Origin of the sequence: Leisingera sp. ANG-DT, assembly GCF_000813785.1 — a bacterium.
Taxonomy (GTDB): Bacteria; Pseudomonadota; Alphaproteobacteria; order Rhodobacterales; family Rhodobacteraceae; genus Leisingera.
The window spans coordinates 163,805-186,289 of the sequence record NZ_JWLE01000005.1; the positions used below are offsets into that span (position 1 = coordinate 163,805).

Below are 22,485 nucleotides of genomic sequence, written 5' to 3' on the forward strand. Positions count from 1 at the left end.
TATCGGCAAAGACAGGAGGCTGCAATTGGCCTTTCCCGGCGCAGGTCCGCTGTCTCAGCCGCCTACGCCCTCGCCCTCCGTCAGTTCTGCTGGAATGATGCGGATGGGCACATCCGCCACATTGGCTGCCCGCGCGATGCGCCACTCAAAGCGTCCCATTTTGCCATCGGTGTCGATCAGCACCACCACCGGCTCCTTGCCGGTAATCTCTGCCGCAAACAGCGCCTGCTGGATACTGTCGAGACTGCTGCGTTTATCCAGCCCGAACTCGATGACGCGGTTCTCGTTCTCGCAATCGGTGCGGATCGAGGCGCCGCCGCCGGGATAAGTGAAATCATGCACCCGTTCCGGCTGGCCGCCGAACAGGGCACCGCAAAGGAGCGCGATGTAGTAGGCTTCGTTCACTGGCGGCGTTCAGCTTTCCGCTTTGCCGCTGCAGGCCGGGCAGCCCGCCCGCCGGGACAGGCGGATCTTGCGGGTTTCGCCATACAGCCCGTCATAGATCAGCATCTCGCCGCGCAGCACCGCCCCGGCGCCGGTGATCTGCTTGACCGCCTCCACCGCCATCATCGATCCGACCACGCCGGGCAGCGGACCGATCACCCCGGCCTCGGAGCAGCTGGGCGCAAGACCGGCTGCGGGGGCCTCAGGAAAGATGCACTGGTAACACGGGCCGTCTTCGGCCGGGTGAAACACACTCAGCTGGCCCTCCCACTGCGAAAGCGCGCCGGAGATCAGCGGCTTGCCCAGCGCCACCGCGGTGCGGTTGGCCAGATAGCGGGTTTCGAAATTGTCAGTGCCGTCGAGGATCAGATCATATTCGGCAAATAGCTCTGCTGCGACCTCCTCTGTCAGACGGCGGTTGTACGGGCGCACCTCCACGTAGGGGTTCTGCGCCTGCATCGCGGCCTGGGCCGAGAACACCTTGGGTTTGCCGATATCTGCGTCCTGGTGGATCACCTGGCGCTGCAGGTTGGCGTTGTCGACCACGTCGTCGTCAATCACCCCGATTGTGCCCACGCCGGCCGCGGCCAGGTATTGCAGCGCAGGCGCGCCAAGCCCGCCGGCACCGATCACCAGCACCTTGGCCTTCTTCAGCTTCTTCTGCCCCGGCCCGCCCAGTTCCCGCAGAACGATGTGGCGGGCATATCGGTCAAGCTCGCTTTCGGTGAAGGTGCTGGCGGGCTGGTTCATCTTTGCTTCCTGAGGCTGGGCGCGGTTTTTCAAGGCCGCCACGATACGCGCATAGAACCCCGCCACAAGGGCAAAGCCGCCGAGCAACAGCCAGGATGCCGCAGAGCCGCCAGTGCCCTCACGCAGCGGGTGCCCGTCCGGCAAGGTCAGCTGCACTGCCAGCACGGCGGTGAACAGCACCGCCAGCAGCGTGATACGCAGATTGCGCGGCAGGCCAAGGAAGCGGCCGCCCCACCAGATCAGCACAGCAAGAATGAGAATGCGCAGCATCAGCCGCGCCCGGTGGAGCCGAAGCCGCCGTCGCCCCGCTCAGTTCCTGTAAGCGCGTCCGCAACCTCGAACCGCGCTTGCAGAACCGGCGCCACCACCATCTGCGCAATACGTTCGCCGTGGTGAACCTCAAAGGGCTTCTGACCGGCATTCATCAGGATCACCCCCAAGGGCCCGCGGTAATCGCTGTCGATGGTGCCGGGCGTATTGGGCAGGGTGATGCCATGCTTCAGCGCCAGCCCGGAGCGGGGACGGACCTGCACCTCATAGCCTGCCGGGATCTCGATCCGCAGGCCGGTCGGCACCAGCGCCCGCTCGCCCGGCTGCAGCACCAGACAGCCGCGGTCCGGCAGGTTGGCGCGCACGTCGGCACCGGCAGCACCGGCAGTTTCATACGACGGCAGCGGCACATCCCGGTCTGCCCCCTCATCGTGGATCACACGGATAGTCACCATCACAGCGCCCCTGCTTCATCTTTCCAAAAATACTCAAAATCACCCGGCCAGCGCCGCCGCTATCCGTTCTGCCAGCTTGCGGGCCACTTCATCCTTGCCCATGCGCGGCCATTCTTCAGCCCCGTCATCTGAAATCAGGATCACCGCGTTTTCACTGCCGCCCATGATGCCGGTTGCGGGGGAGACGTCATTGGCCACGATCCAGTCGCAGCCCTTGCGCTTGCGTTTGGCGGTTGCGTTCTCGATAACGTCGTTGGTTTCCGCCGCAAAGCCGACCACCAGCCCGGGGCGGCCTTGCTTCATCTGCGAGACGGTTTTTAGAATGTCGGGGTTTTCAGCGAACTCCAGCACCGGCAAACCATCCTTGGATTTCTTCAGCTTCCGGTCAGAGGCGCTGGCCACCCGCCAGTCCGCCACCGCGGCGGCAAAGACACCAGCGTCGGCGGGCAGTGCCTGCTGCACGGCGGCTTCCATCTCACGGGCGCTTTCCACCGGCACCACTTGCACGCCCTCAGGCGGGCGCACCTCTGCGGGGCCCGTGACAAACACGACCTCCGCCCCCAAGTCGCGCAGAGCACGGGCCACCGCTGCCCCCTGCGCCCCGGAGGAGCGGTTGGCGATATAGCGCACCGGGTCGATCGGCTCATGCGTCGGTCCGGAGGTCACCAGGATGCGCTTCCCCTTCAGCGGTCCATCCGCAAGCTTGGCGGCAATAGCGGCCAGGATTTCCTCCGGCTCCGCCATTCGGCCGGGGCCGAATTCACCGCAGGCCATACTGCCCTCGTTGGGGCCAACAAAGGACACGCCATCCTCTTTCAGGGTTTCAAGGTTGCGCTGCGTGGCCGGATGCTCCCACATGCGGACGTTCATCGCAGGCGCCAGCAGCACCGGCGTGTCGGTCGCCAGAAGCAGAGTCGAGGCAAGGTCATTGGCAAAACCTTGCGCCATCTTCGCCATCAGATCGGCGGTGGCCGGCGCCACAACCAGCAAATCGGCGCTGCGCGACAGTTGGATATGGCCCATCTCAGCTTCTGCCGTCAGGTCGAACAGCTCCTGATGCACCGCAGTCCCGGCCAAGGCCGAAACCGAAAGCGGCGTCACGAACTCCGCGCCCGCCTTGGTCAGCACCGGCGTCACCCGGGCGCCATGATCCTGCAGGCGCCGGATCAGCTCCAGCGACTTATAGGCCGCAATGCCGCCGCCGATGATCAATAGAATATGTTTGCCAGCCAGCATTTGCGCATCCTCGCCCGGTTTCCCGCGACCTTACTGCGGCGCGGCAAAAGTGTGAAGCTGTCAGCCGTCCTCGCGGAACGCAAGGCAGGGATCGGGGCGTTCGACCGCAGGGGCATCCAGTATCACGTCAAATTGCCCGCCGATTTGCCCGTCCTCAGACTGGCCCAGGCTGCGGATAACGGCCTCCGGGCGGGCCTTTGCCAGATAGACCGCCAGCCCCCTGTCCATGCGGGCATGGCCGTTGCCGGTGATGACAGCAACCGGGCCTCCAGTCTCTGCCAGAGCCTTGTCTGCAGCCGCCGCAAGCGCAGCATCGCGCAAGCGCTGGAAGCCCACCAGCACCGGCAGCATTTCTTCTGGCATGGCGTTGCAGTGATTGATCTGCTGATCCGTCTCCCGCGCTGCCTGTTCCGCTTCCGGCAGCGGCTGGTCCAATCCGAAACGCGCGGAAGCGTCAGCACCGAAATAGTCCGCTATCCCGTCACTCATGATTGCAGGGGCGTTTTCCCTCGGCACCAATGCGCCATACTGGCGTGCACCCTTGGCTGCCGCAAAGACCGGGGCATACAGGCCGAACTCCGGCCAGCCACTTGCCGCCCAGTTCAGCGCTTTGGCCGTTTGCTCTGCATCACCGAGACCTCCGGTTTCCAGCCTTTCAGCCTGTTCCGCGGTGATCATCTCCCAGACCACGGCCTTAGGCTCCAGAACAGCCAGCAGCTCCGCCTGCCGCTGGTGGTGCACAGGATTGTCGTGCACCTCGCCCAGGATCGCAACATCCGCTCCCCTTAGCACTTCAACTGCGCCGGCAAGCTCTTCTGCGCGGGCACCCATCACGCCAAGCGCCGCCAGAACGGCGGCGCTTGCAATCATTTTCAGGCCAGTTAAGCGCTTTCTCATGAAAGCAGTTTGTGCACCTCGCGCGATTGGCCTTCAAGGCATTTGCGCATTTTCTGGAACGCGCCGGCCTCCAGCTGGCGCACCCGCTCCTTGGACAGGCCAAGCTCTGTGCCCAGGCTTTCCAGCGTGCGGGGCTGCTCGCGCAGCTTACGCTCTGTGATGATGAACCGCTCACGCTCATTCAGTGCCTGCAGCGCAGAGACCAGCCATTTGCGCAGCTGACGGCGGTCATGCCGCTCCTGCACCAGTTCCTCGGCCTGCGAGGTTTCATCCTCCAGCGCATCAATCCATTCGCGCCCCTCATCCTCCGCCGACTGGATCGCGTTGAGCGAGAAGTCGGCGCCGGACAGGCGGCCTTCCATCATCTCGACATCGCGCAGCGGCACCCCGATTTCTGTTGCGATTTTCTGGTGCAGCTGATGCCGGTCCAGCCGCACGCCCGACACACGTGCCTCGCGTTCGAACTGCGCCTGCACCCGGCGCATGTTGAAGAACAGCGATTTCTGCGACGAGGTGGAGCCGGTGCGCACCATCGACCAGTTGCGCATCACATAATCCTGGATCGACGCCTTGATCCACCAGACCGCATAGGTCGAGAACCGCACCCCGCGGTCCGGGTCGAACTTGTCCGCTGCTTTCATCAGACCCAGGCCTGCTTCCTGGATCAGGTCGTTCATCGGCGCCCCGTACCGCTTGAACTTGGCCGCCATGGAAATTGCCAGGCGCATGTAGGCGTTGATAAGCCGGTGCAGCGATTGCACGTCGCGGTCATCCCGCCAGGCATATGCCAGGCGCCGCTCGGTCTCTGCATCCAGCAGTTCCGCCTTCATTGCCTGTCTCGGCAATGGGTTTTCAAGTGTTTGATCAAGTGCCATTGTGATTTCCCCCCGGAAACTAATTAACAAACTGCCGCCTGGGGGCGTGCATGGAACAATCGGGGGCCCGGTTTTAGGCCGGCAGCAACAGCGCACTGGATGCGACTCTCGGCTCATCCAAAGGCCAAAACGGAAAAGTTAAATTGTATTTTGGCCCCTGCGCAGACTTTCCCGGCCTAAATAAGTGGAACCCCGGGACGCTGCGGTCTCTTGTCTTCACCGGGCCCTGCAGTTACCCACAGGAACGGCTTCGGACTCATAGGTTAGCAAAAAATGCCGCTAAATGTAACTTTTATTCTGGGGGGCGCTGCCTCAGGCAAATCGGCATTTGCCGAACAGCTATGCGCAAACACCGGAAAAGACAAAGTTTACTGGGCAACTGCACAAATTTTTGACACCGAAATGCGCGAAAAAGTGTCCCGGCACCTCGAACAAAGAGGTTCTAGCTGGGCGACTGTCGAGGAACCGGAAACAGCCGCGAAGGTCCTGGATCCCCTCAACAGCCGCCAGGTTTGCCTGATGGATTGCGCGACCATGTGGCTGACAAACCATTTGCTGGCAGAGCATGACCTGAACGCGGCAACCGACGAATTGCTGGCCGCCATCAGCCGCTGCCAGGCCGATCTGGTAATTGTCTCCAATGAAACCGGCCTGGGCATTGTGCCGGAAAACAAGCTGGCGCGCCGCTTCCGCGAAGCCCAGGGAAGGCTCAATATTGCTCTGGCGGCACGGGCGGATACCGTTGTTCAGGTCACGGCCGGGCTGCCCCTGGTGCTGAAAGGGGCGCTGTGATCACCCGCCTGTTTCTGGTGCGGCATGGTCCGACTCACGCGAAGTGCATGGTCGGCTGGTCCGACCTGCCCGCCGACTTGTCCGATTCGGCAGCGCTGAAGCGCCTGTCAGCGTATCTGCCTGCGGATGCCCTGGTGGTGTCCTCCGATCTTTCCCGAGCGGTTGAGACAGCCTCCGCCATCCAGGGCAGCCGGGAACGCCTGCCCCACGCCGAGGCCCTGCGCGAAATCCATTTCGGCGCCTGGGAACTGCGCACCTGGGCCGAAGTGGACGCCGAAGACCCTGAGCGCATCCGCGCCTATTGGGAAACCCCGGGCGACGTCACCCCGCCCGGCGGTGAAAGCTGGTACCAGGTCTGCAACCGGGTGAACGCGGCGATTGACGCACTGATCGGCGCCCACAGGGGCCGCGACCTGATCGTGGTCGGCCATTTCGGCCAGATCCTGACCCAAATCCAGCGGGCGGAAATGCTGACGGCGGAGGAGGCCTTTGCCCACCGGATCGACAACCTGTCGGTCAGCGAAGTCTCCCTCGGGCCGGATGGCTGGAAGGCCGGAAGTATCAATCACCTGCCGTGACGGGCACCATCACAAACATTCCATTTTGAAATGTGCGGGCCCGCGCTAGCCTCCTGCCATGGCTTATGAAATCTATATTGGCGACCGCATGTATTCCAGCTGGTCATTGCGCGGCTGGCTCATGCTCGAGAAATTCTCCCTGCTCCATACAGTGCATATGGTGGGGCTTTATTCCGGAACCATGGCGCAGGAAATGGCGCATCTGGCACCGGCGCGGCTGGTGCCCGCGCTGCACACGCCGGAGGGCATGGTGGTTGGCGAAAGCCTGGCCATTGCCGAAACCCTGGCCGAACGCCACCCGGACGCCGGGCTGTGGCCGTCCGATCCTGCACAGCGGGCCACAGCGCGCTGGCTGGCAGCGGAAATGGTTGGCGGCTTCTCGTCCTTGCGCGGCGAATGCCCGATGCAGCTGGCCCATATCTATGAAGGCTTCGAGGTGTCGCGCAGCGTAAAAGCCGACCTGGACCGGATCGAGGCGCTGTTTGCCCATGCCCGCAAGGTTTCCGGCCACAGCAGCGGTTATCTGTTCGGGGAATATTCTCTGGCAGATGTTTTCTACACCCCGGTTGCGGCCCGGATCGTGGGATATGGCCTGCCGGTTTCCGCGGAAACCCGCGCCTATTGCAAACTGCTGCTGTCGGACCCGGCAGTCCTGCGCTGGCAGGAACAGGCGCATGAGGTCAGCTATGACCCGGAACCCTATGCGATGGACCTGCCAAAGCGGCCCTGGTCGCTGGACTGAGCCCGCGGCCTGCGCGAATTCTTCGTGAATTCGCGGCTGCCCGGCGAACACGTTAACCAATCGGAAACCACGATTGCCAAGCATCTCTCCCTGACCTTTCAGGAGGCGGGGAGAGATGACAGCACGGTCCTACACGGTGGCTTTTCAGGGCGTCGAGGCCCGCCAGGTCGAGGTGCAATGCGCCGTCGCCCCCGGATTGCCTGCTTTCTCGGTAGTTGGCCTGCCGGACAAGGCGGTCCAGGAAGCGCGCGAACGGGTGAGGGCAGCCTTTGCGGCGATGTCCATCGCCCTGCCCTCGCGCCGGATCACCATAAACCTGTCACCCGCGGATCTGCCCAAAGAAGGCAGCCATTTCGACCTGCCGATTGCACTCGCCTTGCTGGCCGCCATCGGCATCGTTCCGGCGGAAAAGGCTGAGGAAACCATTGCCCTTGGCGAGCTGTCTCTGGACGGCCAGTTGATGCCCGTGGTTGGCGCCCTGCCCGCAGCTGTGACCGCGGCAGAGGAAGGCCGGATGCTGCTCTGCCCGAAACATTCCGGGCCGGAAGCCGCCTGGGTCGATGCCGCGCAGGTGATCGGGGCCGCCACGCTGACAGAGGTGGTACAGCACTTCACCGGCCAGCGGCGCATCGAGCCTGCCGTGCCGGGCGAGGCCGTCCTCGGGCTGGGCGGCAAGGACCTGCGTGATGTGAAAGGCCAGGAGACCGCCAAACGCGCGCTGGAAATCGCCGCCGCCGGGCGCCATCACACTCTGATGGTCGGCCCGCCAGGATCGGGTAAGTCGATGCTGGCGGCACGGCTGCCCTCGATCCTGCCGCCGCTGTCCCCAGCCGAGGCGCTGGAAACCTCGATGATCCACTCCCTATGCGGGCTGATCGACGAGGGCGGCATCAGCCGCGCCCGCCCTTTCCGCGAACCGCACCACACCGCCTCCATGGCCGCAATCGCCGGCGGCGGGCGGCGGGCGCAACCGGGCGAGATCAGCCTGGCCCACAACGGCGTGCTGTTCCTGGACGAGCTGCCGGAGTTCGGCCGCCCGGTGCTGGAAACCCTGCGCCAGCCGCTGGAAACCGGCGAAGTGATGGTGGCGCGCGCCAATGCCCATGTGAAATACCCCAGCCGCTTCATGCTGGTGGCCGCCGCCAACCCCTGCAAATGCGGCTATCTGGCCGATGCCAACCGCGCCTGCTCCCAAGCCCCCATTTGCGGGGCGAACTACCTGGGCCGGATTTCAGGGCCGCTGCTGGACCGTTTCGACCTGCATCTGGACGTGCCGCCGGTGGATGTGGCCGACCTGGAGCTGCCGCCCAGCGCCGAAGGTTCTGCCGAGGTTGCGCAGCGCGTGGCAATTGCGCGGGAAGCGCAGACCGCCCGGTTTCAGGACCACCCCGGCCTGCGCCAGAACGCCGACGCCGAGGGCGCGGTGCTGGAAGAAATTGCCGCCCCTGACGCCGAAAGCCGCGATCTGCTGGTCCGGGCAGCCGAACGTTTCGGCCTCAGTGCGCGCGGCTACCACAGGGTGCTGCGGGTCGCGCGTACGATTGCGGATCTGGCCTGCGAAGAAGCGGTGCAGCGCCCTCATTTTGCTGAGGCGCTGAGCTTCCGGCTGCCGGGATGACCCGGAGCCGGAGCAGACGTCAGACCTTCGCTTCGATCGCCCGCCAGACCTTCTCAGCGATATTCACGCCGTCGAACCGCTCCAGCTCCTGAATCCCGGTGGGTGAGGTCACGTTGATCTCGGTCAGGTAGTCGCCAATAACGTCAATACCGACAAAAATCTGGCCCTTTTCGCGCAGCAGCGGGCCGATGGCGGCGCAGATCTCAAGGTCTCGCTCGCTCAGGCCGATCTTCTCAGGCCGGCCGCCCACATGCATGTTCGACCGGGTCTCTCCCGCTGCCGGCACCCGATTGATGGCCCCCACCGGCTCGCCATCAACCAGGATCACCCGCTTGTCGCCATTGCTGACATCCGGCAGGAATTTCTGCACGATCAGAGGCTCGCGGCTGAAGCCGGTGAACAGCTCATGCAGGGAGGTGAGGTTGCGGTCGTTTGCATCCAGCCGGAACACACCCGCGCCGCCGTTGCCATAGAGCGGCTTCAGGATCACATCGCCATGCTTTTCCTTGAACGCCTTGATGGTCTGCAGGTCGCGGGCGATGGTTGTGGGCGGAGTCAGCTCCGGGAAGTTCAGCACCAGCAGCTTTTCCGGATAGTTGCGCACCCAGAACGGATCGTTCACCACCAGCGCTTTGCCTTTCAGCATGTCCAGCAGGTGGGTCGAGGTGATGTAGTGCATGTCAAACGGCGGGTCCTGGCGCAGCCAGACCACGTCGAATTCCGCTAAATCAACTTCGCGTTCGGGCCCCAGAACCGCCGGGGCGCCCTCCACCCGCTGCACGGTCATGTCGTGGCCGCGGGCGGTGATGCGGCCTTCCTGGTAGGCCAGCTGGTCGGGGCCGTAATAAAACAGCTCATGGCCGCGCGCCTGCGCTTCCTCGGCCAGGCGGAAGCTGCTGTCGGCGTTGATGTTCACGCCCATGACCGGGTCCATCTGGAAGGCGATTTTCATGGCAGTATCCCTCGTAAGCTGCCCGAATACATGGCCCACAGAACGCCAGGGTTCAATGGGGCAGCTGCGGATCAGTCAAAGCCGATGGCGTTTTCGATAATCTCCACCGCGCCCGTGCCATCCACCAGCGCCGCGTCGAACCGGACCGGCGTCAGCTGGCCTAGCGGTTCGTTTTCCAGATACTGTCCGGCACTGGCATAGATGCGTTCCGCCTGCCGCGGTGTGATCCGCAGCGCCGCGCCGGCGCAGGTTGCGCTGTGTTTCACCTCGACAAACACCAGCCCGTCCGGACCGCGCAGGATCAGGTCAATCTCGCCTCCAGCCCCGCGCCAGCGGCGCTCGGCCACGGAGTAGCCGCGGTTTTCATAGTGGCGCGCGACGATCTCCTCCGCCGCTTCACCGGCCAGATGCGCGCGGGCGCCGCGGTGCTGGCGGGCACGGCTCACGGCTCAGCTGTCCTTCGCCATCTTCAACGCCATCTGGTAAACCTTTCGCCGGGGCAGCCCGTGCATCTCGGCGACGATTCCTGCGGCATCCTTGACCGAATTGCCCTGCAATGCGGCCTGCAGGTCGCTTTCAAGGTCGCCCTCGCTGACCTCAACCTCCTGCGCGCGGTCAACCAGCAGCACGATTTCGCCCTTGACCGGCGTCTCCTCCAGCCCGGCAGCCAATTCCGTCAGCGGTGCACGTCGCACCTCCTCAAATTTCTTGGTCAGCTCGCGGCACAACGCGGCAGGTCGGTCGCCCAGCACCGCCGCCATATCGGCAACCGAAGCCGCCACCCGTTTCGGGGATTCATAGAAAATCAGCGTGCCGGGGATTTCCCGCAACTCCTCCAGCCGCTTGCGCCGGGCGCCGGAGGCATTGGGCAGGAAGCCTGCAAAGAAAAACGCATCCGTCGGCAGCCCTGCCAGCGTCAGCGCCGTTGCTGCCGCCGAGGCGCCGGGGGCGCAGGTGACCGTATGGCCTGCCTCCGCCGCCGCGCGGCTGAGGTCAAACCCGGGATCGGCAATCAGCGGCATCCCGGCCTCGGACGCATAGGCGACCGATTTCCCCTCGCCAATCGCCTCCAGCAATTTTGCCCGCGCACCGGTGCCGCTGTGGTCATGGTAAGCAATGATCCGCCGCCCGCCCAAAGGCACCCCGTGAATCTCCATCAGCTTGCGCAGCGAGCGTGTATCCTCAGCCGCGAGCACATCGGCCGAGGCCAGCACATCCAGCGCCCGCAGGGTAATGTCGCGGGCGGTGCCAATCGGCGTGGCAACAAAGTAAAGCCCGGGGGACAATATGACATTCTGGTGATTCAACGCTGGACCCGCCTTTTTGGTCGTTTATGATCCGCCCTTAAACCCACGCGGCGCATTGCGCCGGGAGAACGGAGTTTCAAGTCCATTATGTTTGCTGTTTTCAAACGCGCCCGCAAGGCGGCTCTGACTGCCGCCGCCGCCCTTTCCGCCATTGCCCTTTCCGCCTGTGACCCGATTGCCGTCGGCACCGGCCCGACCATCAACACCTCTAAACCCGTTCCGGTGGCGCTGCTGGTGCCGCGCGGTTCTGCCCAGCAAGGCGACAGCGTGCTGGCAAAAAGCCTGGAAAACGCCGCCCGCATGGCGATTGCGGACCTGGATGGGGTGCAAATTGACCTGCGGGTTTATGATACCGCGGGCAGCCCCGAGGTGGCCTCCGGCGCGGCGCAGCAGGCGCTGAAGGACGGGGCCCGCGTGATCCTTGGACCGGTATATGCCGAAGCCGCCAATGCCGCAGGCATTGCAGCCCGCCAGCGTGGCGTGAACGTGCTCGCCTTCTCCAACAACACGGCAATTGCAGGCGGCAACGTCTTCATCCTGGGGCCGACCTTTGACAACACGGCCCAGCGGCTGACCAGCTTCGCCGCCCGCAACGGCAAGCGCAACATTCTGGTCGTTGGCGGCAATGATGCCGCAGGCACCGCCGGGCGCAGCGCGATCCAGCGCGCCGCAGGCAACAGCGGCGTGAACATCGCCGGCAGCGTCGGCTATGAGCTGTCGCAGCAGGGAGTGATCAATGCCATTCCCACTATCCGGTCCCAATCGGCCGGCGCAGATGCCGTCTTCCTGACCTCCACCACCGCAGGCGCGCTGCCGCTGCTGGCGCAATTGCTGCCTGAGGCCGGGGTTGACCCGGCAGAAAAACAGTACATCGGTCTGACCCGCTGGGATATTCCGCCGCAAACCCTGGCCCTGCCCGGTGTTCAGGGCGGCTGGTTCGCGCTGCCGGACCAGGGAAAGGTTCAGCAGTTCAGCGCCCGCTACCAGGCCACTTACGGCGCCTCGCCGCATTCGATCGGCAGCCTGGCCTATGACGGCATCGCCGCCATCGGCGCCCTGGTTGCGGCCGGCAAATCCGACGCGCTGACCGCGGGTGCCCTGACCCAGGGCGCGGGCTTCCAGGGCGCGGGCGGCATTTTCCGGCTGCGGCCCGACGGCACCAACGAACGCGGGCTGGCAGTGGCCACCATTCAGGAACAGAAGGTCGTGATCATTGACCCAGCCCCAAGCAGCTTCGCAGGCGCAGGCTTCTAAAGCCCCCGCCGCTCAGTCGCAGCCCGCGGGCACAGGCCTGCCGGAACCGCTGGGTCCGCTGATCTGCGGACCCGCGGACATCTTTGATGCCATCGGCATCCGGGCGCAGATCAAGGCGCTGGCAGAGGACACTGCACCCGCGGCCCTGCGCGGGGAAACAGTGAAAATCCTGAAGGCCGCAAACAAGGCTGGCCGCGCGGTCATTGCCGAAGCCTTCGCGGACAAACCCTTTGCCGCGCGCGAACTCACCCGTTCCTACACTTTCCTGACCGACGGGCTGGTGACCACAGCGCTCTATGTGGCCAGCGAGCTGCTGCATCCGCTGGCGACCCCGACCCGGGGCGAACGGATCGCCGTGATGGCGGTTGGCGGCTACGGCCGGGGGGAAATGGCGCCGGCCTCTGATGTCGATCTTCTGTTTCTAACTCCCTACAAGATCACCGCCTGGGCGGAGAGCGTGATTGAATCCATGCTCTACATCCTGTGGGATCTGCGGCTCAAAGTTGGCCACGCCAGCCGCACCATCAAGGACTGTATCCGCCTGGGCGGCGAGGATTACACCATTCGCACTGCGATGCTGGAACACCGGTTTCTGGCCGGCCATGCGCCGCTGGCTAAAGAGCTGGACAAGCGCCTGAAAAAGGAGCTGTTCTCCCAGGATGCACCGGAGTTTGTCGAGGCCAAGCTGGCCGAACGCGACGCCCGCCATCTGAAGCAGGGCCAGCGCTACATGGTTGAGCCCAACGTGAAAGAGGGCAAGGGCGGCCTGCGCGACCTGCAGTCGCTGTTCTGGATTGCCAAATACCTCTACCAGGTTAAGGATGCCGAAGATCTAGTGCCGCTGGGCCTGTTCCGCCCGGAGGAGATGGAATTGTTCGCCAAGGCGGCAACCTTCCTGTGGGCGGTGCGGTCACACCTGCATCTGGCAACGGGGCGCGCCACCGAACAGCTGACCTTTGACCTGCAGGTCGAGGTGGCCAGCCGCATGGGTTACGAGGACAAGGCGGGCCGCCGCGGCGTCGAAGTTTTCATGCAAGAGTATTTCCGCCACGCCACCCGCGTCGGCGACCTGACCCGCATCTTCCTGACCAAGCTGGAGGCCAGCCAGCAAAAGAACGCACCGCTCCTGGAGCGGATTTTCCGCCGCCGCCCGCGTATCAAGCCCGGCTACAAGGTGGTGAACAACCGGCTGGACGTGATCGACCCCAAGGCCTTCCTCGAAGACCGGCTCAACCTCTTGCGGCTGTTCGAGGAAGCCCTGCGCACCGGCATGCTGATCCACCCGGACGCGATGCGGCTGGTGACCGCCAACCTGCACCTGATCGACGACGGCATGCGCAACGACAAGGAAGCGCGGAAGCTCTTCCTGGACCTGCTGCTGAAACACGGCAATTCCGAACGCGCGCTCAGGCGGATGAACGAACTGGGGGTGCTGTCAGCATTCCTGCCGGAATTCGAACCCATCGTGGCGATGATGCAATTCAACATGTATCACTCCTACACGGTGGATGAGCACACCATTCAGGTGATCGCCAACTTTGCCGCCATTGAACGCGGCGAATTGGAAGACGAGCTGCCGCTGTCGTCGGAAATCCTGCGCAAGGGTCTCAACCGCAAGGTGCTGATGGTGGCGATGCTGCTGCACGACATCGGCAAGGGGCGTGAGCAGGACCATTCGATCCTGGGCGCGCAGATCGCCCGCAAGGTCGCACCGCGGCTAGGATTGAAGCCTTCGGAATGCGAAACCGTGGAATGGCTGGTGCGCTATCACCTCCTGATGTCCGACATGGCGCAGAAGCGCGACATCGCCGACCCGCGCACGGTGCGCGATTTCGCCAAGGCAGTGCAGACAGTGAAACGGCTCGACCTGCTGCTGTTGCTGACCGTCTGCGATATCCGCGGCGTCGGTCCGGACACCTGGAACAACTGGAAGGCGGCGCTGCTGCGCGCGCTCTACGGCCAGACCCGCGCGGCGCTGGAGGGCGGCATGGAGGCCCTGAACCGCGAACACCGCGGCGTCTCCGCCAAGAAGGCCTTGCGTGAGGCGCTCCCGGACTGGTCCAAGGCCGATCTCAAGACCGAAACCGCCCGCCACTACCCGCCCTACTGGCACGGGCTTCATGTGACCGCCCATGTGGATTTTGCCGAGATGCTGCGCGATTACACCGCCAAGGGCGACCCGGGCGAGGTGATGATCCGGCTCTACCCGGATGAGGATCGCGACGCCACCCGCGCCTGTTTCGTGATGGAGGACCACCCTGGCATCTTCGCCCGCATCGCCGGCGCCCTGGCGCTGGTCGGGGCCAATGTGGTTGATGCGCGCTCCTACACCACCAAGGACGGCTATGTGACCGATGCCTTTTGGATTCAGGACAGCGAAGGCCACCCCTTCGATCCGATCCGCCTGCACCGGCTCAAGCAGATGATCGAAAAGACCCTGAAGGGCGAGGTGATCACCCGCGATGCCCTGAAATCCCGCGACAAGATCAAGAAGCGCGAACGCGCCTTCAAGGTGCCGACCCATATCACTTTCGATAACGAAGGCTCGGAAATCTACACCATCATCGAGGTCGATACCCGTGACCGGCCCGGCCTGCTCTATGACCTCGCCCGCACCCTGGCCTCCGCCAATGTCTATATTGCCAATGCGGTGATTGCGACCTATGGCGAGCAGGTGGTGGATGCCTTCTATGTCAAGGACATGTTCGGCTTGAAATACTACGCGGACTCCAAGCAGCGGACGCTGGAAAAGAAACTGCGCGCGGCGATTGCCGAGGGTGCAAAACGGGCGGATACATGAAACCGATCAAATTGCTGTCGGGCTTCCTGACCGTTGGGTTCTGGACGCTGGCAAGCCGTGTGCTGGGCTTTGCCCGCGAAATCCTGATTGCCGCCTTCATCGGTCCGGGGCCGGTGCTGGACGCCTTCATCGTCGCCTTCCGCCTGCCCAACCTGTTCCGCCGCTTCTTCGCCGAGGGTGCTTTCAACGCAGCCTTTGTGCCGGCATTTTCGAAACGCTACGAGGCGGATGAGAACGCAACCGCCTTTGCCCAGCAAGCCTTCAACCTCCTGGCGGCAGCGGTGCTGGCACTGGTCGGCCTTGGCATGGTGTTCATGCCGGGACTGGTCTGGCTGACGGCAGGCGGCTTCGTGGGCGATGCACGGTTCGATATGGCCGTGGGATACGGCTACATCGTCTTTCCCTACATCCTGTTTATGTCTTTGGCGGCACTGTTTTCTGGCGTGCTGAACGCCACCGGACGGTTTGCGGCCGCCGCCGCTGCGCCGGTGCTGCTCAATATCTTTGCCTGCTCTGCGATGGCAGCCGGGGCGGTCCTGGGCGGCGATGTGATTGTCTGGCTGGTCTGGACAATCCCGGTTGCCGGCGTGGCCCAGCTGGCACTCGTCTGGGCCGCGGCTGAAAAGGCCGGCATCCCTCTGCGCCCCGGCCTGCCGCGCTGGAATGCTGATATGCGTGCCCTGGTGCGTGTGGCGGTTCCGGCCGCGCTGGCCATGGGAGTCACTCAGATCAACCTGGTTGTCGGGCAGTATGTGGCCTCGGACATTGAAAAGGCCGCCAGCTGGCTGTTCATTGCCGACCGCCTGTATCAGCTGCCGTTGGGGGTCGTGGGCATCGCCGTCGGCATCGTTCTGCTGCCAGCCCTGTCCCGCCGCCTGCGCGCCGGTGACAGCGCCGGGTCCCAGGACGCCCTGTCCCGCGCCGGAGAGTTTTCACTGTTGCTGGCAGTTCCTTCGGCTGTTGCCTTCATGACCGTGCCAGTTCCGCTGGTCTCCGTTCTGTATGAGCGGGGTGCGACCGGCCCCGAAGACGTCGCGGCGATTGCCGTGGCCGTCGCCATCTATGGCGCTGGCCTGCCGGCCTTCATGCTGCAAAAAGTGCTGCAGCCGCTCTATTTCGCACGCGAGGACACCAGAACCCCGTTCCGCTACGCGCTGGTGGCGATGGCCGTGAACGCCGCTCTGGCCTTTGGCCTGAAACCGGTGCTGGGCTGGATCGCGCCTGCCATTGCCGCCTCTGCCGCCGGCTGGGTGATGGTGGCATTGCTGGCGCTCGGCGCCCGCGGCATGGGAGACGAAGCCCGTTTCGACGCCCGCTTCCGCCACCGCGCCTGGCGTATTCTTGCGGCCTCGGCAGCGATGGGCGCGGTGCTCTATGCCGTGGCCGCCTCCGCCGGCTGGCTGTTCACGCTGGACTACTGGCGCTACCTGTCGCTGCTGGGCCTGGTTGTCCTGGGCGGCGCGGTCTACTTCGCCACGGGTCAGGCCATCGGCGCCTTCCGCCTGTCGGAGTTCCGCAGCGCCCTCAGCCGCCGCAAACAGGCATGAGCCGCCTCTCCTGCGCCGCCGGCACCGTGCTGTTCCGCCCCGGGCAGGACTGCCCCGGCTTTGTCCGGCTCACCGCCGGCCGCATTAAGGTCACCCTGACCGCCGCCAACGGCCGCGAAGTCGTGCTGTACCGCGTCAGCCCGGGCGACGTCTGCCTGCAGACCTTTGCCTGCCTCACCGACGGCCGCAGCTACGCCGCCGAAGGCGTGGCAGAGACCGCGCTGGAGGGCGAGATCCTCCCGCATGCGGCCTTTCGCCAGGCGATGTCAGAGGACGGGGCGTTCCGCAGCGAGGTGCTGACAGCCGTTGCCCGCCGCTTTGCCGATTACGAGCAACTGGTCGAGGACGTCGCGCTCACCGGATTTGACGCACGGCTTGCACGCGCGCTGCTGCGTCTGGCGCAGACCGGCGACGATATCCGCATTACCCATGACGCGCTGGCGGCCGAAACCGCCTCCGGCCGTGCCTTCGTCACCCGCCGGCTGCGCGAGTTTGCCCGCCTCGGCCTGGTGGAAACACAGCGTGGCCACCTGCGGATCCTGGACCGCACCGGGCTGGAGCGGGTGGCTCAGGATGAAACTTGAGCTTTGGTGACACTGTCACCGTCAGCCAGTGCCGCCGCGGTCTAAAATAGGCTCAGAATTTCCAACCTGAGTTCGAAAGGACCACGCAATGCCCCGTAACGAAGGCACCCTCGACCGCGCCCTGCGCATCATTCTCGGCCTGATCCTGCTGTCGCTGGTGTTCATCGGCCCGCAAACCCCGTGGGGCCTTATTGGCCTGGTGCCGCTGGCGACCGGCCTCATGGGTTACTGCCCGCTCTACCAGATCCTTGGCCTCAGCACCTGTCCTTTGAAGAAACAGGGCTGACCTTCCCGGCAAACCCCGGATCAGGTGCGGCTTGTCCGCCGCGCGTCAGCGCGGCCCGGCCCAAGGGCTGGCGATGCCCCGGCAGGGGCGTCACCAGCGGGCGGGAGCAACCCGGCTTCAATCGTGGCGGATGCGGTTCCTGATCCGCGCCCAGCCGCCCGGCGCCAGGAAAAACGACAGGCCAAAGCCGGTGGCAAAACCTGTCAGATCCGCCACCCAGTCCTTCTGGCCGCCAAACAGCAGACCGAACAGCAGCTGCGCCCCCATCAGAAAGGCAATCAGCGTGAACGCCCGGCTCTGCTGCGCCCCAATCAAGGCCAGCGAGCGCCACAGCAGGAACGTGAACGCCCCGATCAGCCCGTAAACCGCGGGAAACCCGCCCACCAGCGGCGCAGGTGAGCTGACCAGAAGCGCATAGCCGAGCGCGCCGCCGGCGCCGGACAGCAGGAAGATGATGACCATCGCCAGGTCACCCATCACTTCGCCCACCATCTTGCCCATCGCCAGCACAAAGACGCAGACGAACAGCGCGTGGGTAAAGGCGCCGTGGACGAAGATATAGGACAGGAACCGCATCAGATGCTCCGGCACCCAACGCCCGCTTTCTTGCATCCACCAAAAAATATCGCCGGAAAACGCATAGGATTGAATCGCCTCCAGCCGCCAGCCGATTGCCTCAGGCCCGCCCAGGATGCCGCGCGCGCCTAGCGAGAACACCGCCTCGATGCCGATGATGATCAGCACCAGCGCCACCACGGCAGCGGGCAGCGGGTTGACGGGGGCGTTATGGGGCTCACTGCTCATTCTGGCTCCTTGCCGCACGGAATTCCCCGCGCCTGTTGACCTATCCTGGCCCCATGGGTAAGCGACGATGGTGCATAATTCCAGACGGGAGTTTCCGCGATGAGCGAAACCAGCTTCACCCCGCGCGTGTTTTCGGGGATCCAGCCTTCGGGCAACCTGCACTTGGGGAATTACCTCGGTGCATTGAAGCGCTTCGTCGACTGGCAGGCCAAGGACGTTGAGACCATCTACTGCATGGTTGACCTGCATGCGATCACCGTCTGGCAGGACCCCGCGGACCTCAAGAAATCCACCCGCGAGCTCTGCGCAGGCTTCATCGCCGCCGGCATCGACCCCGAAGATTCTATCCTGATCAACCAGTCCCAGGTGCCCGAGCACGCGCAGCTGGCCTGGGTGTTCAACTGCGTCGCCCGCATGGGCTGGATGCAACGGATGACCCAGTGGAAAGACAAGGCGGGCAAGAACCAGCAGAACGCCTCGCTGGGCCTGTTTGCCTACCCGGCCCTGATGGCCGCCGACATCCTGGTCTATCACGCCACCCATGTGCCGGTCGGCGAGGACCAGAAGCAGCACCTGGAGCTGACCCGCGACATCGCGATCAAGTTCAACCACGACTACGGTGTCAACTTCTTCCCGGAAACCGAGCCGGTGATCGAAGGCGCAGCCACCCGGGTGATGTCCCTGCGCGACGGCTCCAAGAAAATGTCGAAGTCCGATCCTTCGGACGCCAGCCGCATCAACCTGACCGATGACGCCGACGCCATCGCCAAGAAGATCCGCAAGGCCAAGACCGACCCCGAGGCGCTGCCCTCCGAAGTGAAGGGCCTGGAGGAGCGCCCGGAAGCGCGCAACCTCGTGAACATCTACGCCGCCCTGAACGAGCAGACCGTCGAACAGGTGCTGGCTGATGTGGGCGGCCGCCAATTCTCGGAATTCAAACCGATGCTGGCGGATCTTGCGGTTTCCAAGCTGGCGCCGATCTCCACCGAGATGGCGCGGCTGATGCAGCAGCAGGACGAGATCGACAAGATCCTGGCCCGCGGCGCCGAACGCGCCCGCGCGATCACCGCACCGATCCTGCGCCAGACTTATGACATCATCGGCATGGTGCCTCCGCCGGCGATCTAACGCCCACCACGGCATCCGCCAGCGGAAAACAGCCTGATCCAAGCCGCCCCAGCCCGGGGCGGCTTTTCTTTTTGCCCCGCGATGCGCAACTAACCCGGTGTTTATCCGTTATCCTTGTGCGGCCATGTGCCGGAACAAGAAAGGAACCGTAATGAAACCGGGAATTTTCAAATCATCCACGGCGCTGGCAGTGATGATCTCGCTGGCGGCCCCGCTGCCCGCCCTGTCGCAGAACCAGGGCGGCAAGCAGATTGACCTCCGCCAGATGTCCGCTGCAGAAATCGGCGATCTGGTGGACCGCTGCCGCAAGCGGGCCGAGCGGCGGCAGAAGAAGCTGGAAGCCGGTGAAGAAATCGAACAAAAGAACGGCAAGGTCGCAAGTTTCTGTCAGGCCTATGGCGAAGGCGCATTTGACCCCGCCCTGCCCGCAGACCTCCAATCCGCCAGTGTTCTGGCAGGCATCGGTGCTGCGGAGACAGAGGTCACAGCGACGGCGGAACAGGGAGCCGGGGCGCAGGCAGAAGCTGTAGCGGAAGCCCAGAGCGAAACCGGCAGCGAAGATCAGCCCCAGGCTGAAGCTGCAGCGGAAACCGCCGGGCAGCAGGACGCGCAGGAACAGCCAGCAGAGGCTGAAGCGCAAGTAGAGGCCGAAGCTCAGGCTGAAGCCGAAGCGCAGGCACTGGCAGAGGCTTTGGCACAAGAAGAAGCTGAAGCGCAGGCTGCAGCTGAGCAACAAGCGCAAGCCGAGGCCGAAGCTCAAGCTGCAGCAGAAGCACAAGCCGCGGCTGAAGCTCAGGCGGAAGCAGCTGCGCAGGCTGCGGCAGAAGACCAGGCGGCCGCTGCAGAACAAGCTGCAACAGAACAGGCTCAAGCAGAAGCGGCGGCACAGGCCGCAGCTGAGGAACAAGCCCAAGCAGAGGCTCAGGCTGAAGCCGAAGCACAGGCAGAGGCAGAGGTTCAAACTGCCCCCCAGGCTGATAGCAGCGGCGAGGCATCCGCAGGCGCCAGCGCCGAGGAAATCGCTGCGGACCTTGCCCAGTCACAAGGCGAAACGACTGAAGAAACTGACAATCCTGAACTGGTTGAACAGGACAGTCAGACCCAGGCTGATGCCCTGGCCGAGGAAACCAGCGAACCTGCTGCCGCCGCCGCGGCAGCCGCAGACGGCGCTGCTGCCGAAGGTGAGGCAGAAGTGACCGAAGAAGTGGTCACCGAAGAGACCGCGCGCAGCTCTGACGAGGAATTCGAAACCGGCGTCAATGAAAACGCCCAGGCGGAAGCCCAAGCACCTGCCCCGCAGACCAATGCCGCCACTGAGGAGGACAGCGGCCTGTCGACCCGCGAGCGCAACGCCCTGCTTGGCCTAGGCGCGCTGGCGATCGGCACCTTGCTCAACAACGGCGGCAAGGTCGTGTCCAACTCCGGCGACCGCGCCATCGTCGAACAGGACGGCCAGTACCGCGTCCTGAAAGACGATGACGCGCTGCTGCGCCAGCCGGGCTCCAACGTGACCACCTACCGCTTCCAGGACGGCTCCACCCGCACCGTGGTGGTGCGCGAGAACGGGGTTGAAGTGGAAACCATCCGCTCCGCCGAAGGCCGGGTGCTGCGCCGCACCAAACTGCTGCCGGACGGGCGCAGCGTGGTGCTGTTCGACGACACCCAAAAGGCCGAGCGCGTGGTGGTCAACGAGCTGCCGCAGGTGCAGGACAACCGCCGCGCCTTCTCCAGCACCGGCGCGGTATCGGCAGAGGACCTGGCCGCGGCGCTGGCCGCACAGGAAGCCAAGACGGTGGACCGCCGCTTCTCGCTGGCGCAGATCCGCAACATCGACGCGGTGCGCCGCCTGACGCCGGTGATCAACGTGGATTCGGTCAACTTCGACACCGGCTCCTCGGTGATCCGCCCGCAAGAGGCTGAAGAACTGGCAACGTTGGGCAACGCTCTGCGCGAGCTGATCGACCGCAACCCGGGCGAGGTGTTCCTGATCGAGGGCCATACCGACGCCGTGGGCGCCGCGACCTATAACCTGGCCCTGTCGGACCGGCGCGCCGAAACCGTGGCGCTGGCGCTGACGGAGTATTTCGGCGTGGCACCGGAAAACATGGTGGTGCAGGGCTACGGCGAGAGCGACCTGGCGGTCAGCACCCTGGCAGCCGAACGCGCCAACCGCCGCGTCGCGGTGCGCCGCATCACCCAGCTGCTGGGCAACCCGGGCTGACAGGCCTGAAACCAGCCATATCTGAAAAGAAACAACACCCGGCGGGCACGAACTGCCGGGTGTTTCACTGTTACTCTGCCGGTGTCTTCTTCCGCGACAGCAGCCCGTATTTCAGCGCAAACCCCTTCCAGCTGAACCGGCGCCTGCCGCTGGCCTCCTTCGGCTTCCCTGCCGTACGGTCGAACTCATACATATCGATGGCCCGCTCGGCGCAGCCACAGGCCTCGCCCAGTCCAACCTTCTTGAAATAGAAATTCTCGAAGTTCTCAGGTTTCTGCATGGCACCCTCCGGTATCCGGACAGGCTAGCGCAGAAACAACCAAACACCAAACCGCGCCGCTGTCAGAGCCCCTTGACCCCGCTCAGCGTCAGGTCTGCGACCAGCCCCGCATAATCCTCGCGCGCCTTTGATCCGGCGCCGGAATTCCACATGTAATACCAGTTCAGCATGCCAAAGACGGACATCGTGGCGCCGCGCAGCTTGGCCGCGTCACCGTTGAAAATCTCCGGTGCCACATCCTTTAGCGCATCGCTCATGAACTGAACCATCTCGCGCTGGTAGCCGCGCAGATGCTTCTGCTGCACCTCCGGCAGCGCCCCCATCGCGCCCAGCTGCACCTGATGCTCATGGTCGGCGCCCTGATAGGCCAGCATGATTTCCGACACGATGCGGCGCAGCCGGTCCTCGGCACCAAGCCCCGCCAGATCCACCCCGCAGACCCGGTCGCGCAGCTCGCAAAGGTAGGTATCAAGGAGGCCGTAGAGCACGGCATCCTTGCTGTCGTAATAGTGGTAGATGTTCGCCTTGGAGATCCCGCACTCGCGCGCCAGCTGGGTCATTGAGGCCCGGTCGTAGCCGGACTCGGCAAACACCTTGGCTGCCGACTTCAGGATCTGCGCGCGTTTCTCATCGTGGTCTTTTGCGATCGTACGGGCCAAGGCTCA

At 64.3% G+C, this 22,485-nt stretch carries 23 protein-coding genes; 11 read left to right on the forward strand and 12 right to left on the reverse strand.

Annotated elements, in window-relative coordinates:
- Positions 1-54 precede the first annotated feature (54 nt).
- From RA21_RS06060 to RA21_RS06085, 6 genes are read right to left on the reverse strand one after another with little or no spacing between them, the layout of a single operon-like run.
- Positions 55-405, reverse strand: coding sequence for a hypothetical protein (locus RA21_RS06060; protein ID WP_039147309.1), 351 nt, complete (start codon positions 403-405; stop codon positions 55-57).
- A 9-nt stretch (positions 406-414) separates the two neighbouring features.
- Complete coding sequence (locus RA21_RS06065) at positions 415-1,464, reverse strand: HesA/MoeB/ThiF family protein (RefSeq protein WP_039147312.1); 1,050 nt, start codon at positions 1,462-1,464, stop codon at positions 415-417.
- Positions 1,464-1,919, reverse strand: a complete 456-nt coding sequence (gene dut / locus RA21_RS06070) for a dUTP diphosphatase (RefSeq protein WP_019297712.1) — start codon at positions 1,917-1,919, stop codon at positions 1,464-1,466. Before dut ends, RA21_RS06065 begins: the two co-directional genes overlap by 1 nt.
- 39 nt (positions 1,920-1,958) lie before the next feature.
- Positions 1,959-3,155 (reverse strand): bifunctional phosphopantothenoylcysteine decarboxylase/phosphopantothenate--cysteine ligase CoaBC, encoded by a 1,197-nt coding sequence (coaBC, locus tag RA21_RS06075; RefSeq protein ID WP_039147315.1) that lies wholly within the window; start codon positions 3,153-3,155, stop codon positions 1,959-1,961.
- A gap of 60 nt (positions 3,156-3,215) precedes the next feature.
- On the reverse strand, positions 3,216-4,025 hold the full coding sequence (locus tag RA21_RS06080; protein WP_082008899.1) for a ChaN family lipoprotein: 810 nt from the start codon (positions 4,023-4,025) through the stop codon (positions 3,216-3,218).
- A 23-nt stretch (positions 4,026-4,048) separates the two neighbouring features.
- Entirely contained in the window at positions 4,049-4,927 is an 879-nt protein-coding gene (locus tag RA21_RS06085; RefSeq protein WP_029204974.1) for an RNA polymerase factor sigma-32, read from the reverse strand.
- Between the two features lie 273 nt (positions 4,928-5,200).
- On the opposite strand from RA21_RS06085, the gene cobU reads away from it, so the two are divergent.
- The 4 genes from cobU (at position 5,201) to RA21_RS06105 (ending at position 8,657) form a co-directional block, all read left to right on the forward strand.
- The gene (gene cobU, locus RA21_RS06090) at positions 5,201-5,719 is read left to right on the forward strand and encodes a bifunctional adenosylcobinamide kinase/adenosylcobinamide-phosphate guanylyltransferase (protein WP_039147322.1); all 519 of its coding nucleotides are present in this window, start codon (positions 5,201-5,203) and stop codon (positions 5,717-5,719) included.
- Positions 5,716-6,297 carry a histidine phosphatase family protein gene (locus RA21_RS06095; protein ID WP_039147326.1) on the forward strand — a complete coding sequence of 194 codons (582 nt, stop codon included), beginning with the start codon at positions 5,716-5,718 and terminating at the stop codon, positions 6,295-6,297. Before cobU ends, RA21_RS06095 begins: the two co-directional genes overlap by 4 nt.
- A gap of 58 nt (positions 6,298-6,355) precedes the next feature.
- The gene (locus tag RA21_RS06100) at positions 6,356-7,039 is read left to right on the forward strand and encodes a glutathione S-transferase (RefSeq protein ID WP_039147329.1); all 684 of its coding nucleotides are present in this window, start codon (positions 6,356-6,358) and stop codon (positions 7,037-7,039) included.
- Positions 7,040-7,154: 115 nt separating this feature from the next.
- Entirely contained in the window at positions 7,155-8,657 is a 1,503-nt protein-coding gene (locus tag RA21_RS06105) for a YifB family Mg chelatase-like AAA ATPase (RefSeq protein WP_039147331.1), read from the forward strand.
- Between the two features lie 19 nt (positions 8,658-8,676).
- Here RA21_RS06105 and gshB read toward each other — a convergent pair whose 3' ends face one another.
- The 3 genes from gshB to rsmI all read right to left on the reverse strand — a co-directional run bounded on the left by gshB (position 8,677) and on the right by rsmI (position 10,916).
- Positions 8,677-9,609 (reverse strand): glutathione synthase, encoded by a 933-nt coding sequence (gshB, locus tag RA21_RS06110; protein ID WP_039147334.1) that lies wholly within the window; start codon positions 9,607-9,609, stop codon positions 8,677-8,679.
- A 71-nt stretch (positions 9,610-9,680) separates the two neighbouring features.
- Positions 9,681-10,055, reverse strand: coding sequence for a YraN family protein (locus tag RA21_RS06115; protein ID WP_019297703.1), 375 nt, complete (start codon positions 10,053-10,055; stop codon positions 9,681-9,683).
- 3 nt (positions 10,056-10,058) lie between these two features.
- The gene (gene rsmI, locus RA21_RS06120; RefSeq protein ID WP_039147336.1) at positions 10,059-10,916 is read right to left on the reverse strand and encodes a 16S rRNA (cytidine(1402)-2'-O)-methyltransferase; all 858 of its coding nucleotides are present in this window, start codon (positions 10,914-10,916) and stop codon (positions 10,059-10,061) included.
- Positions 10,917-11,003: 87 nt separating this feature from the next.
- On the opposite strand from rsmI, the gene RA21_RS06125 reads away from it, so the two are divergent.
- From RA21_RS06125 to RA21_RS06145, 5 genes are all read left to right on the forward strand, one after another.
- On the forward strand, positions 11,004-12,170 hold the full coding sequence (locus tag RA21_RS06125) for a penicillin-binding protein activator (protein WP_019297701.1): 1,167 nt from the start codon (positions 11,004-11,006) through the stop codon (positions 12,168-12,170).
- The gene (locus tag RA21_RS06130; protein ID WP_446720192.1) at positions 12,130-14,970 is read left to right on the forward strand and encodes a [protein-PII] uridylyltransferase; all 2,841 of its coding nucleotides are present in this window, start codon (positions 12,130-12,132) and stop codon (positions 14,968-14,970) included. Before RA21_RS06125 ends, RA21_RS06130 begins: the two co-directional genes overlap by 41 nt.
- Positions 14,967-16,517 carry a murein biosynthesis integral membrane protein MurJ gene (gene murJ, locus RA21_RS06135; RefSeq protein WP_019297699.1) on the forward strand — a complete coding sequence of 517 codons (1,551 nt, stop codon included), beginning with the start codon at positions 14,967-14,969 and terminating at the stop codon, positions 16,515-16,517. The genes RA21_RS06130 and murJ overlap by 4 nt, the downstream gene beginning before the upstream one ends.
- Positions 16,514-17,101, forward strand: coding sequence for a Crp/Fnr family transcriptional regulator (locus tag RA21_RS06140; RefSeq protein WP_039147338.1), 588 nt, complete (start codon positions 16,514-16,516; stop codon positions 17,099-17,101). Before murJ ends, RA21_RS06140 begins: the two co-directional genes overlap by 4 nt.
- An 88-nt stretch (positions 17,102-17,189) precedes the next feature.
- Positions 17,190-17,387, forward strand: coding sequence for a YgaP family membrane protein (locus tag RA21_RS06145; RefSeq protein WP_039147341.1), 198 nt, complete (start codon positions 17,190-17,192; stop codon positions 17,385-17,387).
- Between the two features lie 117 nt (positions 17,388-17,504).
- On the opposite strand, the gene RA21_RS06150 is transcribed toward RA21_RS06145, so the two are convergent.
- A complete protein-coding gene (locus RA21_RS06150; RefSeq protein WP_039147343.1) occupies positions 17,505-18,191 on the reverse strand; it encodes a rhomboid family intramembrane serine protease in 687 nt (228 codons plus the stop codon).
- A gap of 99 nt (positions 18,192-18,290) precedes the next feature.
- On the opposite strand from RA21_RS06150, the gene trpS reads away from it, so the two are divergent.
- Both trpS and RA21_RS06160 read left to right on the forward strand, forming a co-directional pair.
- Entirely contained in the window at positions 18,291-19,319 is a 1,029-nt protein-coding gene (gene trpS, locus RA21_RS06155; RefSeq protein WP_039147344.1) for a tryptophan--tRNA ligase, read from the forward strand.
- A gap of 151 nt (positions 19,320-19,470) precedes the next feature.
- Positions 19,471-21,540 carry an OmpA family protein gene (locus tag RA21_RS06160; protein WP_039147787.1) on the forward strand — a complete coding sequence of 690 codons (2,070 nt, stop codon included), beginning with the start codon at positions 19,471-19,473 and terminating at the stop codon, positions 21,538-21,540.
- Between the two features lie 70 nt (positions 21,541-21,610).
- Here RA21_RS06160 and RA21_RS06165 read toward each other — a convergent pair whose 3' ends face one another.
- Together RA21_RS06165 and RA21_RS06170 are read right to left on the reverse strand one after the other, a co-directional pair.
- Positions 21,611-21,820: a hypothetical protein gene (locus tag RA21_RS06165; protein ID WP_039147347.1), complete on the reverse strand. Its 210-nt coding sequence runs from the start codon at positions 21,818-21,820 to the stop codon at positions 21,611-21,613.
- 62 nt (positions 21,821-21,882) lie between these two features.
- Positions 21,883-22,479, reverse strand: a complete 597-nt coding sequence (locus tag RA21_RS06170) for a TetR/AcrR family transcriptional regulator (protein ID WP_019297692.1) — start codon at positions 22,477-22,479, stop codon at positions 21,883-21,885.
- Positions 22,480-22,485 lie beyond the last annotated feature (6 nt).